The organism is Bradyrhizobium niftali (assembly GCF_004571025.1).
Lineage (GTDB): Bacteria > Pseudomonadota > Alphaproteobacteria > Rhizobiales > Xanthobacteraceae > Bradyrhizobium > Bradyrhizobium niftali.
In genome coordinates this window covers 132,597-147,690 of sequence record NZ_SPQT01000004.1, presented here as the reverse complement: position 1 = coordinate 147,690, position 15,094 = coordinate 132,597, and the positions used below count along the sequence as shown (strand labels likewise).

The window sequence follows — 15,094 nt, the reverse complement described above, 5'->3', positions numbered from 1 at the left end:
CGTTGGCCTTTCCTTTGGGCCTTCCCTGTCGTCGCCGCTGGAATAGAAAGCGACTTTTGTTGTTCTGTACCTTGACGTTAGGACATGGCAGGAAGAGGCGCAACATAACCTGCCGGGAGGGCCGCCATGCTGTTTCCAACCACAATCGCCGGCTCCTTGCCGAAGCCCGAATGGCTCGCCGAGCCCAACATGCTCTGGGCACCATGGAAGTCGCAGGGCGACGAGCTCTTGCACGCCAAGCGGGACGCGACACTGATCTGGCTGAAGATCCAGGAGGACGCCGGCATCGACATCGTCACCGAGGGCGAGCAGGCCCGCCAGCATTTCGTGCACGGCTTTCTGGAGAAGATCGAGGGCATCGATTTCGCCCACAAGGTCGAGATGGGCATCCGCAAGGACCGCTACAAGGCGATGGTGCCGCAGGTGGTCGCGCCGCTCCGGCTCAAGGGCCGCGTCCATGCTTTTGAGGCGTCCGTCGCGCGTACGCACACCAGGAAGAAGGTGAAATTCACACTGCCTGGCCCGATGACCATCATCGACACGATTGCCGATCGCTACTATGGCGACCGCGTCAAGATGGCCTTTGCCTTCGCCGAGCTGCTCAACGAGGAAGCCAAGGCGCTCCAGGCCGACGGCGTCGATCTCGTGCAGTTCGACGAGCCCGCCTTCAATGTCTACATGGACGAGGTCAACGACTGGGGCATCAAGGCGCTGGAGCGCGCCGCGCAAGGCCTGACCTGCGCCACCGCCGTGCACATCTGTTACGGCTACGGCATCAAGGCCAATACCGACTGGAAGGAGACGCTCGGCGCACAGTGGCGGCAATACGAGCAGATCTTCCCCGCGATCGACGCCAGCCCGATCCAGCAGGTCGCGATCGAGTGCCGCAATTCCAAGGTGCCGCTCGACCTGCTCGCGCTGCTCAAGAACAAGATCGTGCAGGCTGGCGTGATCGACGTCGCCAGCGACACGGTGGAGACGGCCGAGGACGTCGTGCAGGTGATCGACGCGGTGTCGAAGTTCGTGCCCAAGAGCAACATCATCGCCACCACCAATTGCGGCATGGCGCCGATGCGGCGGGAGATCGCCGAAGCCAAGCTGATGGCGCTCGGCGCAGGTGCCGCGCTGGCGCGCGAGAAGCTGGGGTAGTTGCGGTGAGCCGTTCAGCGATGGTCATCGCTGCACTCGTCGCGACCACGGCATTGGCACGCGCGGAGGACCGCTCCGTGCTCGTCAAGTGCAAGGCCATGGTCGAGCGGGCGTCGAAGGATGCGAACACCGCCAGCGATGCCGAGCTGACCCGCTGCCGCCAGGTGATCCGCGAATGGGCGCTGCGCGATGCCCGGACGACGGTGGATGAAGAGGGTAAGCCGCTGCGCTAGCTACGCGCTGTCGGATGCAACGCGGGCCGATAGCCGGCGACGATCGCGCGCAGCGTGGAAGGCGGAGTCAGCAGCTTTGCGTCGGCGAGTTCGCGGTTAACAGGCGTATAGCCTGCCGGCGACCACAGCAGCGCCCTGCCCTGCGCCACCAGAAAACTCTCCTCGCCCTGCTGCACCATCGCGCCGTCGGGCAATTCTACGAGCGGCATCGGCAGCGCGTGCAGCCGCTTCTTACCGCGATCAAGGCGCTCGCGATGCAGCACGGTGTCGATCGCCTTCGCGCTGACGTCGCTTGCAGCATTCCCCGCTTCCCAAGCACTGCGAAAGCGTCTGGCATCGTCGCGGCGACAAAAGAAACACGGCCGATGGCCCGCGGCAAACGCGGTGGCTTCGTCGAGGAAGAACAGCTCGGTCCAGCTCCGGCGCGCCATCACCGGCCGCCGCCAGCCGCGGAATTCGCAGAGGCACGTGATCCAGGCCGGCGACGACCAGCGCTTCTTCAGAAGCGTCTTCGTCGCGGGATCGTGGATGATGCCGCGGTTGCCGGTGAACATGCCGCGGTGCGGGGTGGCGATGATCTCGCCGGCGGGCGTGACACGGTTTTGCAGGGGCATGACTGCCTCCGCCCGTCATTGCGAGCGAAGCGAAGCAATCCAGAAATGCATCCTCGGAAGCAGTCTGGATTGCTTCGTCGCTTCGCTCCTCGCAATGACGGCGATGATCACGCCGCCCCGTCGCGGAGCGGCGGGTGGTAGGACAGCGCGGTGTCCCAGGGGAAGAAGATCCAGGTGTCCTGCGACACCTCCGTGATGAAGGTGTCCACCAGCGGACGCCCCTTCGGCTTGGCGTAGACGGTGGCGAAATGCGCGTCGGGCAGCATCTCGCGCACCAGCTTGCCGGTCTTGCCGGTATCGACGAGGTCGTCGACGATCAACAGCCCCTTGCCCGTGCCGCCGCCGAGCTTCATGGCAGCTTCTGAAATGCCCTTGAGGACCTGGAGGTCGCCCTGCTTGGTGTGGTCGTAGCTGGCGATGCAGACCGTATCGATCACGCGTACGCCGAGTTCGCGCGCGACGATCGCGGCCGGCACCAGGCCGCCGCGGGTGATCGCGATCACCGCGTGGAACGGACCGACCTCGTTGAGCCGCCAGGTCAGCGCCCGGCAATCCCGGTGGAACTGGTCCCACGAGACCGGAAAGGCCTTGCCTGCCCGCTCCTGCTCGCTCAGTTCCGGTGCTTCACCGCCCATCGTCTTCTCCTGCCAATCGTCGTCCGGCAGCCTTTCTGCTACCGGGTGATGTTCAATCCTGCCAGCATTTCCTTCACCGCAGCCATGGCTGCTGCGAGCTTGTCCGCATCCCGCGAGCGCACGACCAGATTGGTGTTCGGCTTCTGGTCCTCGTCCATGAAGGGATAGCTGCCGATGATGGTGTCGGGATGGGCTGCGGCGATCGCCCGCAAGGGGCTGCCGATGTCGCCTTCCCGCGCATTGGCGCGGACCGATTCGGAGAGCATGCGCACGCCCGATTTCAGCTTGGGCGAGACGATGTCCATCATCGCCTGCATGATCGACGGCACGCCCGCCATGACGATGACATTGCCGATCTTGAAGCCGGGCGCGAGGATGGTCGCGCTCTGGATCAGCTCGGCGCCGTCGGGGATGCGGGCCATGCGCAGGCGGGCCTCGTTGAGGTCCTGCCCGCTCCAGCGTTCGCGGAAACGGGCGACCACCTCGGGGTGGTGGTCGATGCCGACGCCGAACGCCTTGGCGACGCTGTCGGCGGTGATGTCGTCATGGGTCGGCCCGATGCCGCCGGTGGTGAAGACGTAATTGTAGCGATGCCGCAGTGCATCCAATGCGGCGATGATGTCGTCCTCGTCGTCGGAGACGACCCGGACTTCCTTCAGGTCGATGCCGATATTGGTCAGGTATTCGGCGATGAAGCCGATGTTCTTGTCCTTGGTCCGGCCGGACAGGATTTCGTCCCCAATGACCAGAATGCCCGCCGTGACGATCTCGCTCATGCCTTAAGTCCCTCACCTGTAGCGCCGACTTTGCCGAGGTAACGCGTTGAAGTCACGCGGTTTTGCTGCCGAAATAAGCAGTCCTCAGCCATTTTTTCAGGCAAGCTGCCTGCTATCCCCGGTAAATGCTGCCAGTCCATGCTTATCGCGCTGGCCCGGCCCTTGCTACCACCTGAAAGTCATGCACTCTTGCCGCATGGCCAGGACGTTGCGGTCTTCACCAAGGCCTGACGACCTGTGAAATGGCGCAACGCCTTGCGGAGACAAGTCGGGATCTATGGCAGTCGCGTTTGATGAAATGAATATTCCCGGCGGGGACCTTCGCCCCGCCTATCAGGAGCTGGCGCGCTGGCTCAAGGAGACGCCTCCCGAGGCGCTCGAATATCGCCGCCAGGAAGCCGAGCTCCTGTTCCGCCGGATCGGCATCACCTTCGCCGTCTATGGCGATTCGGAATCGACCGAGCGCCTGATCCCGTTCGACGTGATCCCCAGGATCATGTCGGGCAAGGAATGGGCGCTGCTGGAGAAGGGCCTGAAACAGCGCGTCCGCGCGCTCAACATGTTCCTGCGCGACATCTATCACGGCCGCGATATCCTCCGCGCCGAGGTCGTGCCCGACGATCTGATCTTCCAGAACCCGGTGTTCCGGCCCGAGATGAACGGCCAGCAGGTGCCGCACGACGTCTACGTGCACATCGCCGGCATCGACATCGTCCGGGTCGACGCCGAGGACTTCATCGTGCTGGAGGACAATGCGCGGACGCCCTCAGGCGTGTCCTACATGCTGGAAAACCGCGAGATCATGATGCGGCTGTTTCCGGATCTGTTCGCCCGCCACCGCGTGGCGCCGGTCGAGCGCTATCCGGACGAGCTGCTCGCGGCCCTGCGCTCGGTGGCGCCGCAAAGCGCCTCGGGCGAGCCGACGGTCGCCCTGCTCACGCCGGGCGTCTACAACTCCGCCTACTACGAGCACTCCTTCCTCGCCGACAAGCTCGGCATCGAGCTGGTCGAAGGCCGCGACCTCATCGTCAAGAACAACGAAGTGTTCATGCGGACGACCGAGGGCGTGAAACGCGTCGACGTGATCTATCGCCGCGTCGACGACGATTTCCTCGATCCCCTCACCTTCCGCCCTGACTCCGTGCTTGGCGTGCCCGGGCTGATGTCGGCCTATGCGGCCGGCAACATCACGCTCGCCAACGCGGTCGGCACCGGGATCGCCGACGACAAGGCGATCTACTCCTACATGCCTGACATCGTGAAGTTCTATCTCGGCGAGGAGCCGATCCTGAAGAACGTGCCGACCTGGCGCTGCCGCGAACCGAAGGACCTCGCCTATGTGCTGGACAATCTCGGCGAGCTCGTCGTCAAGGAAGTGCACGGCTCCGGCGGCTACGGCATGCTGATCGGCCCCGCCGCGACGAAGGCGACCATCGAAGCCTTCCGCGAGAAGCTCAAGCGCGAGCCGGAAGGCTTTATCGCGCAGCCGACGCTGGCGCTCTCGACCTGTCCGACTTGCACGGCCACCGGCCTTGCTCCGCGCCATGTCGACTTGCGGCCGTTCGTGCTGACCGGCAGCAAGAGCACCACGATCGTGCCGGGCGGGCTCACGCGCGTCGCGCTCAAGGAAGGCTCCCTGGTGGTGAATTCGAGCCAGGGCGGCGGCACCAAAGACACCTGGATTTTGGACGAGTAGTCAGATGCTGTCGCGTACCGCCGAAAACCTCTACTGGCTCGCCCGCTACGTCGAACGGGCCGAATATCTCGCGCGCACCATCGATGCGACACTGCGCGTCACCGCGCTTCCCGCCGCCTATATCGGCAAGACCAACGAATGGGACTCGGCGCTGCTGACCGCCGGCGTCGCCGCAAGCTTCTATCAGACCTACGAGGAAGCCAACGAGCACAACGTCGTCGAATACCTCTCGTTCTCGTCGAACAACCCGTCCTCGATCAGGAACTGCATCGAGGCGGCGCGGCTGAACTCGCGCTCGGTGCGCACCGCGCTCACCAGCGAGATGTGGGACACCATCAACTCGGCCTGGATCGAATTGCAGGAGGTCTGGAACAAGGGCACCTCGACGCGCGAGGATCTCGCCAAGTTCCTGCGCTTCGTGCAGGAGACCTCGCTGCGCTTCGACGGCTCGGCCTACCGGACCATGCTGCGCAACGACGCCTACTGGTTCTCGCGGATGGGCGTGCATCTGGAACGTGCCGATAACACCGCGCGCATTCTCGACGTGAAGTACCACGTGCTGTTGCCCGAGGAAGAGCATGTTGGCGGCCCGCTCGACTTCTACCAGTGGACTTCGATCCTGCGCTCGGTCTCGGCGCTGACCGCCTATCACTGGGTCTATCGCGAGACGCTGAAGCCCTGGCTGATCGCGGATCTCCTGATCCTCAACGACACGCTGCCCCGCTCGCTGGCCAGCTGCTACGGCAACCTCGTGCGCAATCTCGACCAGATCGGCGTCGCCTACGGCCGCCAGGGCCCGGCCCAGCGCCACGCCCGCGGCATCCGCAACCGGCTCGAACACAGCAATATGAACGACATCTTCCAGCACGGGGTGCATGAATTCATTCAGGAATTCATCGCGGACAATTCCAGGCTGGGCGAAATCATCACGAAGCAGTATTTGATCTGATACACGCCGTCATTCCGGGATGGTCCGAAGGACCAGACCCGGAATCTCGAGATTCCGGGTTCGGTGCTGCGCACCGCCCCGGAATGACGACGCCAGAACAACGGTCCATCATGCGCCTGCGAATCCAGCACACAACGACCTATCGCTACGAGCCGCCGGCCACCAGCGTGATCCAGATCTTGCGCATGACGCCGTGCAGCCATGACGGGCAGTATGTGGCGGAATGGCAGATCGACGTCTCGACCGACACCAAGCTCGACACCCATGAGGACGCCTTCGGCAACGTCACCCATGTGCTGTCCTGCGGCCCTGTCGGCGACATCAAGATCACGGCCGAGGGACTGATCGAAACCCACGATACCGGCGGCGTGCTGCGCGGCGCCGACGAGCGCTTTCCGGCCGGCATGTTCCTGCGCACGACGGAACTGACCGAAGTCAACCCGGCGATGGCGGCGGTGGCGCGCCAGCTGCGCAGCGAGGCCGAGAGCGACACGCTCGGCTTCCTGCATGCGCTGATGAGTGAGATCAGCGACCACATGACGTTCGACGAGGATCCGACCAACAGCGGCACGTCGGCGGCGGAAGCCTTCACGCTCAAGCGCGGCGTCTGCCAGGACTACGCGCATATCTTCATCGCCTGCGCCCGCACCGGCGGCGTGCCGGCCCGCTTCGTCTCCGGCCATTTCCTGCGCTCGGACGGCACGGTGCATCAGGATGCCGGCCATGCCTGGGCGGAGGCTTACGTTCCCGATCTCGGCTGGGTCGGCTTCGATCCCGCCAACAGCATCTGTGCCACCGACGCCCATGTCCGTGTCGCGATCGGGCTCGACTATCTCGGCGCAGCCCCCGTGCGCGGCACCCGCTATGGCGGCGGCGCGGAAACGCTGTCTGTGGCCGTCAAGGTCGAGCAGGCCGGCCGCGGCGGGCAATCACAGTCGCAGTCACAGAGGCAGAGCTAGGCATAGCCGCATTTCGCCACGACGTGCTGCCGGCCGACCGCATGAGCCGTGCTACAATCGCAAGGTCACACCCGACCCGCGAGGTACCCATGGCGACCGTAAAGCTGCTTTCGGACGATGAGCTCTCGAGCGAAGCGCGGGCCGTTTTCGACGACATCCGCAAGGTTCGGCAGTCGGATTTCGTCAACAATTTCTGGCGCGCGCTGGCGCATGATCCGAAGACGCTGCGGCGGACCTGGGAGAGCATCAAGGAGGTGATGGCGCCGGGGGCGCTTGATCCCAAGGTCAAGGAAATGCTCTATGTCGCGGTTTCGGTGGCGCATGGCTGCAGCTACTGCATCCATTCGCACACTGCCGGCGCACGGGCCAAGGGTATGACCGAGGCCGAATATGGCGAACTGCTCGCCATCGTCGGCATGGCCGCGGAGACGAACCGGCTGGTCACGGCGCTCGGCGTTCCCGTGGACGAGGCGTTTCTCGTCGATGCCGCTGACTGAGGTCAGCAGTCGCGCCCCGGAATGACGCCCTCCCCGCGGGAATCGGGGGTTTCATGCCTCCCCGAAATTGGCTAGTAATTCCGCGCAAACGCGTTCGGGGACTGGAAATGACCTATTGTTGCGGAATCCTGGTTCGGGACGGTCTGGTGATGATCGCCGATACCCGCACCAATGCCGGCCTCGACAACGTCTCGACCTTCCGCAAGCTGCATATCTTCTCCAAGCCCGGCGACCGCATCATGGCGATCGCCAGCGCCGGCAACCTCGCCATCAGCCAGTCGGTGCTGTCCACACTGACCGAAGGCCTCGAGGATCCCAACACGGGCGAGATCGAGACGCTGATGAACGCGCCGACCATGTTCCAGGCCGCCCAGCGCATCGGCCGGGCGATCCGGGCGGTGCATGCGACCGAAGGCCCGGCGCTGAAGTCCGAGGACGTCTCGTTCGACGTCTCCTTCCTGTTCGGCGGCCAGATCAAGGGGGCGCGCATGCGCCTGTTCATGGTCTACACCGCCGGCAATTTCATCGAGTGCACCACCGACACGCCCTACTTGCAGATCGGCGAGCACAAATACGGCAAGCCGGTGCTCGACCGCGCCATGCATTACGACGTCGAGCTCTACGAGGCGCTGAAGACCGGCCTGATCTCGATGGACTCGACCATGCGCTCCAACCTCGGCGTCGGCCTGCCGATCGACGTGCTGGTGGTGCGCGCCGACGCCTGCGATGCCGATCTCAACCACCGTATCGAGGCGGGCGAGCCCTATTTCCACGATCTGCGCTCGCGCTGGTCGGCAGCCTTGCGCGCCGCGCATCAGAACATTCCGCGCCCGCCCTACAAGAACGAAAAAGAACCCAAAACCTGACAACTTGAGAGAAAAAGGCAGGAAACGATGAGTGAAGCGAAAAAGATCGCAGTGGTGACGGGCGCCGGCACCGGAGTCGGACGCGCGGCCTCGCTGGCGCTGATGAACACCGGCTTCACCGTGGTGCTGGTCGGGCGCCGGCTCGACATGCTCGAGGAGACCGCGAAGCTCGGCCCCGCCGGCAAGAGCCTGTGCGTCACCGCCGACATGACCAAGCCGGACTCGATCGCCGCACTGTTTGACAAGGTGAAGGCGACCTATGGCCGCCTCGACGTGCTCTTCAACAATGCCGGCATGGGCGCGCCGGCCGTGAACTTCGAGGATCTCAGCCTCGAGCAGTGGCAGGCGGTGGTGAACACCAACCTCACCGGCCCGTTCCTGTGCACCCAGCACGCCTTCCGCATCATGAAGGACCAGACCCCGCGCGGCGGCCGCATCATCAACAACGGCTCGATCTCGGCGCACGCGCCGCGACCGTTCTCGGCGGCCTACACCTCGACCAAGCACGCCATTACCGGCCTCACCAAGGCGAGCAATCTCGACGGCCGCATGTACGACATCGCGGTCGGCCAGGTCGACATCGGCAATGCGGCAACCCCCATGACCGATCGCATGGTCAATGGCCCCGGCGTGCTCCAGCCCGACGGCACCACCAAGCACGAGCCGCGCATGGACGCCAAGGCGGTCGGCGATGCCGTCGCCTACATGGCCGGCCTGCCGCTGGATGCCAACGTGCTGACCATGACGGTGATGGCGACCAAGATGCCGTTCGTCGGACGAGGCTGAGCCAAAAAACGCGAAAACAACCCCATGCACAGTAGGCGGCGTGGGGCGCCTAAGGCCGCCGGGGTGACGCGGGTCAAGTCCCCGCGCTGCCTCCACAATCGTCATTGCGAGCGCAGCGAAGCAATCCAGACTGCCAACGCGGCAAGATTCTGGATTGCTTCGTCGCAAGGGCTCCTCGCAATGACGAATGGAGGGAGCGAGCCCCTACTCCAGGCTCTCCACCTTTCGCAGGCTCGGAAACAGCCTCATCCAGAGCAGCGCGACCGCGACCGTGCAGACGCCGCCGAACACTGCCGCCGGCATCGCACCGAGCAGCGCGGCTGCCACTCCGCTCTCGAACTGGCCGAGCTGGTTGGAGGCGTTGATGAAGAGGAAATTCACCGCGCCGACCCGGCCGCGCATCTCATCGGGCGTGGACAGCTGCACCAGCGAGAAGCGGATCACGACGCTGATCGTGTCGGCGGCACCGAGGATCGCGAGCGACAGCACCGACAGCCACATCCATGACGACAGCGCGAACACGATGGTCGCGATGCCGAACACGATCACGGCCTGGAACATGCGCAGGCCCACATGCCGCGAGATGGCGTGGCGTGCCAGCACCATGGTCATCAGCAGCGCGCCGACCGCAGGCGCGGCGCGCAATACGCCGAGGCCGACGGGACCGGTCTGGAGGATGTCGCGGGCATAGATCGGCAACAGGGCGGTAACGCCGCCGAACAGCACCGCGAACAGGTCGAGCGAGATGGTGCCGAGGATCGCCGGATTGCGCCGGATGAAGCGGACCCCGGCAAAGATATTGTCCGAACCCGTCCCCTCCTTGGCCACCGCCTGCGGACGCGGCTGGATGAAGCCGGTCAAGATCATCCCGAGAATCCAGAACAGCAGCATCACGGCATAGGCAAGATGCGGCGCGACCGCATAGGCAAAACCGCCGAGCGCGGGCCCCGTGATGGTCGCGACCTGCCCCGCACCGCTCGCGACTGCCGTTGCCCGCTGGAGCGAGCCCTGCGGCGCGATCAGCGGCAGCAGCGCCGCGGTGGTCGGGCTTTCGAAGGCGCCGGCGATGCCGAGCACAAAGGTCGCGATGAAGATCTGCACTTCGCTGACCGCACCGAGATAGGTGATGATCGCAAGATAGAGCGCGGTCGCCGCCTCCACGAGCTGGCAGAGCTGGACCACGCGCTTGCGCTCAAAACGGTCGGCGGCGTGGCCGGCGACGAACACCAGCAGCGCGGTGGGCAGGAACTGCACGAGCCCGACCATGCCGAGGTCGAAGGCCGAACCGGTGAGGTCGTAGATCTGCCAGCCGATCGCGACCGCCGCGATCTGGCTGGAAAAGCGCGACAGGCTGCGCGAGAGCAGGAAGAACAGGAAGGCGCGGTGGGAAAGCAGCGCGCCGGCGCTGACCGGCAGATTGGCCGGCAATGGCTGCTCTTCACTTAGCTCCCGACTCACCTTTTTGGGCCGTCCGCGCCTGATCCTTACGAGCCCCCGCGTGGCTGACGCGGACCGGCTTGTCAACAGCGGGCGGCTCCGGTGCGCTTCCGGCATTGCCTTTGCAACGCACGCGCGGCCATAATCATGGAGGGTTTGGGGACATCATGCTGCGGCTGCAATCGGCACTCGGCATTTTCGCATTGCTGCTGATCGCGTGGGCGTTGGCAGAGAATCGCCGCGCGGTCTCGCTGCGCCAGGCGGCGATCGGCCTTGTCGTGACCTTCGTCACCGCGGCCGTGCTCCTGAAGCTGCCGGTCGTCGCCCATGCCTTCGGCGCCATCAACGACGCGGTCGGCGCGATCTCCGCGGCCTCGCGCGCCGGCTCCTCCTTCGTGTTCGGCTATATCGGCGGCGGCCCCCTGCCCTTCGACCTGAAGGTGCCCGGCGCCGACTTCATCCTGGCGTTCCAGGCGCTGCCGATCGTCCTGGTCATGAGCGTGCTGACGACGCTGCTGTTCTATTGGCGGGTGCTGCCGCCGATCGTGCGCGGCATGGCCTGGCTCCTCGAGCGCACGCTCGGCGTCGGCGGCGCGGTCGGGCTCTCGACCGCGGCCAACATCTTCCTCGGGATGGTCGAGGCGCCGCTGTTCGTGCGGCCGTATCTGGCGCAGATGACGCGCAGCGAATTGTTCCTGGTGATGACCGGCGGCATGGCCGGCATTGCCGGCACGGTGCTGGTGCTCTATGCGACGCTCCTTGCTCCCCTCATCCCCGACGCCGCGGCGCATTTCGTCATCGCCTCGGTGCTGGGCGCGCCGGCTGCGATCCTCGTCAGCTTGATCATGGTGCCGGAGACATCAGACAAGCGCACCGGCGGCACGCTGGAGGATCCCGAGATGGAGGTCTCCGGCACGATGGCTGCGATCGTGAAGGGCACGAGCGCAGGGATTGAGCTGCTGATCAACATCGTCGCGATGCTGCTGGTGCTGGTGGCGCTGGTCTACCTCGTCAACGCCATCCTCGGCCTGTTGCCGAATGTCGCCGGCGCCGCGATCTCGTTGCAGCGCCTGCTTGGCCTCGTCATGGCGCCGGTGTGCTGGCTGATGGGATTGCCCTGGGATCAGGCGGTGACGGCCGGCAGCCTGATGGGCACGAAAACGGTGCTCAACGAACTGATCGCCTATGTCGACCTGTCGAAGCTCGCGCCGGATGTGCTGGACACACGCTCGCGCCTGATCATGCTCTACGCGATGTGCGGCTTCGCCAACTTCGCCAGCCTCGGGATCATGATCGGCGGCTTGGGGGTGATGGCGCCGGAGCGCCGCGAGGAGATCAACGCGCTCGGGCTGAAGTCGATCGTCTCGGGGACGCTGACGACGTGTTTGATGGGGGCGATCGTTGGGGTGTTGGCGTAGCGAAGAGCCCGTAGCCCGGATGGAGCGCAGCGCAATCCGGGAAAGTGTGCGCCGTCGCAAGCAGCGGCCCCGGATTACGCTCCGCTCCATCCGGGCTACAAGGAGCCCGTCATTGCGAGCGAAGCGAAGCAATCCAGAAATGCATCCGCGGAACCAGCCTGGATTGCTTCGCTTCGCTCGCAATGACGGAGGAGCAAGCGTCTACGCCTTCAGCTCCACCGTCTTGAACTCCGCCGGCAGGATCACCTCCAGCAGCTCGACGTCATCAGAATAATCCAGGATCATGTGCCTGATCTTCGGCGGCTGGGTCCAGGCGCTGCCTTGCTTCATCAGCGTCTCGCCCTCCCCCTCCATGTAGGTCTTCACCCAGCCCTTGAGGACATAGACCATCTGGAATTCGACGTCGTGGAAGTGAAGCTTTGAGACTTCTGCGGGATTGCAGGGGCCCTGCAGCCGGATCACATGCGCTTGCGCGAGCCCATGGCTCGCATCGGCAATGCCCAGATCGCGATATTTCGCATAAGCGCGCAGGCCATCGGCCTTGAAGTCTTCCTCGCGGTGATGGCTGATCGCGACGCGCTGCCGGGGACGCACGGGCTTCTTCGGAGCGGTCGTGCGCGCCTTTGCCTTCACCGTCTTGCGCGCCGAGGATCGCGCCGCCGCCTTGGCGCCGCTCCGCTTCTTCACCGCGGTCTTCGTTGCGGGTCTTGATGCCTTTTGCCTGGCCATTGTCTGCCTCCCTGATCTGAGCCGCGCCCGCCGGACGGGTACAACCCGAAGGCAGACTATCCAGTCCTGGACGAGGCAGCAATCGCGGGTTCGGGCTGGTCACGCGACGACGCGTCGTTCGTAGCTTGTCCGAAGCTGTCGTCGCGAACGGCCGTCGTCTCGTATTCGTTCCCTCGCCGATTTAATCTCGCCGGGAGATTCTGGGGGAATTGATTCATGAGCAACAGCGTAGGTCAGCGTGCATTTCAAAATGCCCGGCTTCGGAAACGGCAGGAGGCCGACGTGCTGCCATTGCTCGGGAACGCCCTCCAGCTGCAAAAGAAAGGGCTTCTCCCCGAGGCCCGGGCGGCCTATCGCCAACTCCTGCAGCTCGCGCCCAACCAGTTCATCGCACTGCATATGCTCGGCGTTCTGGAGTCCGACGCCAAGAACCATCAGCAAGCCGAAATTCTGCTGAGCCGGGCGGTTGCCGCGGATCCGCGATCTGCCGAAGCTCATATGAGCCTGGGCGTCGCGCTGAACGGGCTACGACGTCACGACGAGGCCTGCGAGAGCCATCGAAGGGCCCTCGCCTTGCGCCCCAACTACGCCCTCGCCCTGTCCAATCTCGGTAACGCGAGCGTGACCCTCGATATTCAGGAAGCGCTCGCGTGCTACGACAAGGCGCTCGCAATTGACGGAAACCTTGCCGAAGCCCACAACGGCCGGGGTTGGGTGCTCTGCCGTCTGCGCAATTATGACGAGGCCATCGCAAGCTTGAACCGCGCGCTATCGATCAAGCCTGACTATGCCTCAGCGCTGGCGAACCGCGCCGTCGCATTGCAGGAGCTTCTGCGATTTGACGAAGCCATAGCGGATTGCAATCGGGCAGTCGCCCTGGCACCCGACGACGCGAACGGGTGGCTCTGGCGGGCCAGCGTCTGGCTCCAGATGAAGCAAATGGCCGAAGCATTGCCTGATTGCGAGAAGGCCCTCGCGATCGATCCCGAGTCCGCTCAAGCTCACCTGGTGCTGGGCCTTTGTCTCACCGGACTTGGCCGGGTCGACGAAGCCCTGGCCAGTTTCGACAGGGCTCTTGCCATTACGCCTGACTTCGCGAGCGCAATCTCCAACAAGATCTTCGCACTCGATTTCTTGGCCGATGCCAGCGTTGAGCAGCATCAGCAAGCGCGGCAAGTATGGTGGGATCAGATCGGCGCGAAAGTCGCTTCGGAAGCGGCGAGATCGCATGACAACAGCCGCGATCCGGATCGCCCTCTGGTGCTTGGCTATGTCTCGGCGGACTTCAACGCGCATTCGGCCGCGTTCATCTTCAAGCCGGTCTTGCAATACCATGACCGGGAACAGTTCGAGATCGTGTGCTACTCTTGCTCGTCCAAAGCGGATGCGGCGACCGACGAATTTCAAAAGATCGCCGATCGCTGGCACGACGCCTCGCAATGGAGCGACGATCGCCTCGCCGGTCAGATCCGCGCCGATGGCGTCGATATCCTGATCGATCTGTCCGGCCATACCAAAGGAAACCGCCTCGGCGTGTTTGCGCTCAAGCCGGCGCCGATCCAGGTGCATGGCTGGGGCCACGGTACCGGCACCGGTCTGCCAACGATCGATTATCTGTTCTCGGACCCGGTCGCGATTCCTGCCGCGGTTCGGCATCTGTTTGCGGAAACCGTTGTCGATCTGCCGTGCTTTGTCACGCTGGAGCCGCTGCCGATCGAGCTTGCGCGGGCGTCAACGCCGGCGACCTCGAACGGCTTCGTCACATTCGGTGTCTTCAACCGCATCAGCAAGATTTCGGACCAGGCCGCGCAGGCCTGGTCCAGGATTCTCGAGAGGGTGCCGGGGTCACGACTGCTGATCAAGGATCTCGCGCTGGACGATCAACTGGTCCGCGGCAATCTGCTGGCACGGCTTGCAACTTGCGGAGTGCCGGCCGAACGCGTCGATCTGCTCGGAACCACCTTGCGAATCGATCATCTGAGATCATTCCATCGCGTCGATATTGCCCTCGACCCGTTCCCGCAGAACGGCGGCGTCAGCACGTTGGAAGCCTTGCAGATGGGCGTGCCCGTGGTGGCGAAGCTCGGGAACAGTCTGCCCAGCCGTGCCGGCGGCTCCATCCTCTCCGCGCTTGGCCTGCCGGACTGGGTTACGGATAGCGAGGAGGCATATGTCGACATCGCGGTGAGCCGTGCGGCGCAGATCGGCGACCTCGACAAATTGCGCCGCGAGCTGCCCGGACAGGTCAGGGCTGCGCCCGCCTGCAACCCGGTCGCCTACGTGCAAGCGGTGGACGAGGCCTATCGCGCGATGTGGAAGCGCTATTGCAGCAGCGACGCCTGATCGCTGC

General features: G+C 64.5%; 15 protein-coding genes. 10 read left to right on the top strand and 5 right to left on the bottom strand.

Going from position 1 to position 15,094, the window contains the following annotated elements; translation table 11 throughout:
* The first annotated feature begins 126 nt into the window (after positions 1–126).
* A complete protein-coding gene (locus E4K65_RS11415; protein WP_135174244.1) occupies positions 127–1,149 on the top strand; it encodes a methionine synthase in 1,023 nt (340 codons plus the stop codon).
* 20 nt (positions 1,150–1,169) lie between these two features.
* The gene (locus tag E4K65_RS11410; RefSeq protein ID WP_135174243.1) at positions 1,170–1,382 is read left to right on the top strand and encodes a hypothetical protein; all 213 of its coding nucleotides are present in this window, start codon (positions 1,170–1,172) and stop codon (positions 1,380–1,382) included.
* On the opposite strand, the gene E4K65_RS11405 is transcribed toward E4K65_RS11410, so the two are convergent.
* The 3 genes from E4K65_RS11405 to E4K65_RS11395 form a co-directional block, all read right to left on the bottom strand.
* A complete protein-coding gene (locus E4K65_RS11405; protein WP_135174242.1) occupies positions 1,379–1,996 on the bottom strand; it encodes a hypothetical protein in 618 nt (205 codons plus the stop codon). The two genes, E4K65_RS11410 and E4K65_RS11405, sit on opposite strands and share 4 nt — an antisense overlap.
* A gap of 107 nt (positions 1,997–2,103) precedes the next feature.
* Positions 2,104–2,631 carry a xanthine phosphoribosyltransferase gene (gene gpt, locus E4K65_RS11400; protein ID WP_027547023.1) on the bottom strand — a complete coding sequence of 176 codons (528 nt, stop codon included), beginning with the start codon at positions 2,629–2,631 and terminating at the stop codon, positions 2,104–2,106.
* Between the two features lie 38 nt (positions 2,632–2,669).
* Positions 2,670–3,407, bottom strand: coding sequence for a competence/damage-inducible protein A (locus tag E4K65_RS11395; RefSeq protein ID WP_135174241.1), 738 nt, complete (start codon positions 3,405–3,407; stop codon positions 2,670–2,672).
* 277 nt (positions 3,408–3,684) lie between these two features.
* Here E4K65_RS11395 and E4K65_RS11390 point away from each other — a divergent pair, with 277 nt between their 5' ends.
* From E4K65_RS11390 to E4K65_RS11360, 6 genes are all read left to right on the top strand, one after another.
* A complete protein-coding gene (locus tag E4K65_RS11390) occupies positions 3,685–5,103 on the top strand; it encodes a circularly permuted type 2 ATP-grasp protein (protein ID WP_027547021.1) in 1,419 nt (472 codons plus the stop codon).
* 4 nt (positions 5,104–5,107) lie between these two features.
* Positions 5,108–6,052, top strand: a complete 945-nt coding sequence (locus E4K65_RS11385) for an alpha-E domain-containing protein (protein ID WP_135174240.1) — start codon at positions 5,108–5,110, stop codon at positions 6,050–6,052.
* A gap of 110 nt (positions 6,053–6,162) precedes the next feature.
* Entirely contained in the window at positions 6,163–7,011 is an 849-nt protein-coding gene (locus E4K65_RS11375; protein ID WP_135174238.1) for a transglutaminase family protein, read from the top strand.
* Between the two features lie 89 nt (positions 7,012–7,100).
* Entirely contained in the window at positions 7,101–7,508 is a 408-nt protein-coding gene (locus E4K65_RS11370; RefSeq protein ID WP_092191578.1) for a carboxymuconolactone decarboxylase family protein, read from the top strand.
* Between the two features lie 107 nt (positions 7,509–7,615).
* On the top strand, positions 7,616–8,374 hold the full coding sequence (locus tag E4K65_RS11365; protein ID WP_011088363.1) for a proteasome-type protease: 759 nt from the start codon (positions 7,616–7,618) through the stop codon (positions 8,372–8,374).
* A 27-nt stretch (positions 8,375–8,401) separates the two neighbouring features.
* Positions 8,402–9,160: an SDR family oxidoreductase gene (locus E4K65_RS11360; protein ID WP_027547017.1), complete on the top strand. Its 759-nt coding sequence runs from the start codon at positions 8,402–8,404 to the stop codon at positions 9,158–9,160.
* A 204-nt stretch (positions 9,161–9,364) separates the two neighbouring features.
* Here the strand turns inward: E4K65_RS11360 and E4K65_RS11355 are convergent, their stop codons facing one another.
* Positions 9,365–10,588, bottom strand: coding sequence for an MFS transporter (locus tag E4K65_RS11355; RefSeq protein WP_167770729.1), 1,224 nt, complete (start codon positions 10,586–10,588; stop codon positions 9,365–9,367).
* A 176-nt stretch (positions 10,589–10,764) separates the two neighbouring features.
* Here E4K65_RS11355 and E4K65_RS11350 point away from each other — a divergent pair, with 176 nt between their 5' ends.
* Positions 10,765–12,015 carry a NupC/NupG family nucleoside CNT transporter gene (locus tag E4K65_RS11350; protein WP_135174236.1) on the top strand — a complete coding sequence of 417 codons (1,251 nt, stop codon included), beginning with the start codon at positions 10,765–10,767 and terminating at the stop codon, positions 12,013–12,015.
* A gap of 201 nt (positions 12,016–12,216) precedes the next feature.
* On the opposite strand, the gene E4K65_RS11345 is transcribed toward E4K65_RS11350, so the two are convergent.
* Positions 12,217–12,744 (bottom strand): cupin domain-containing protein, encoded by a 528-nt coding sequence (locus E4K65_RS11345; protein ID WP_135174235.1) that lies wholly within the window; start codon positions 12,742–12,744, stop codon positions 12,217–12,219.
* A gap of 216 nt (positions 12,745–12,960) precedes the next feature.
* Here E4K65_RS11345 and E4K65_RS11340 point away from each other — a divergent pair, with 216 nt between their 5' ends.
* Positions 12,961–15,087, top strand: coding sequence for an O-linked N-acetylglucosamine transferase, SPINDLY family protein (locus tag E4K65_RS11340; RefSeq protein ID WP_135174234.1), 2,127 nt, complete (start codon positions 12,961–12,963; stop codon positions 15,085–15,087).
* Positions 15,088–15,094: the final 7 nt, after the last annotated feature.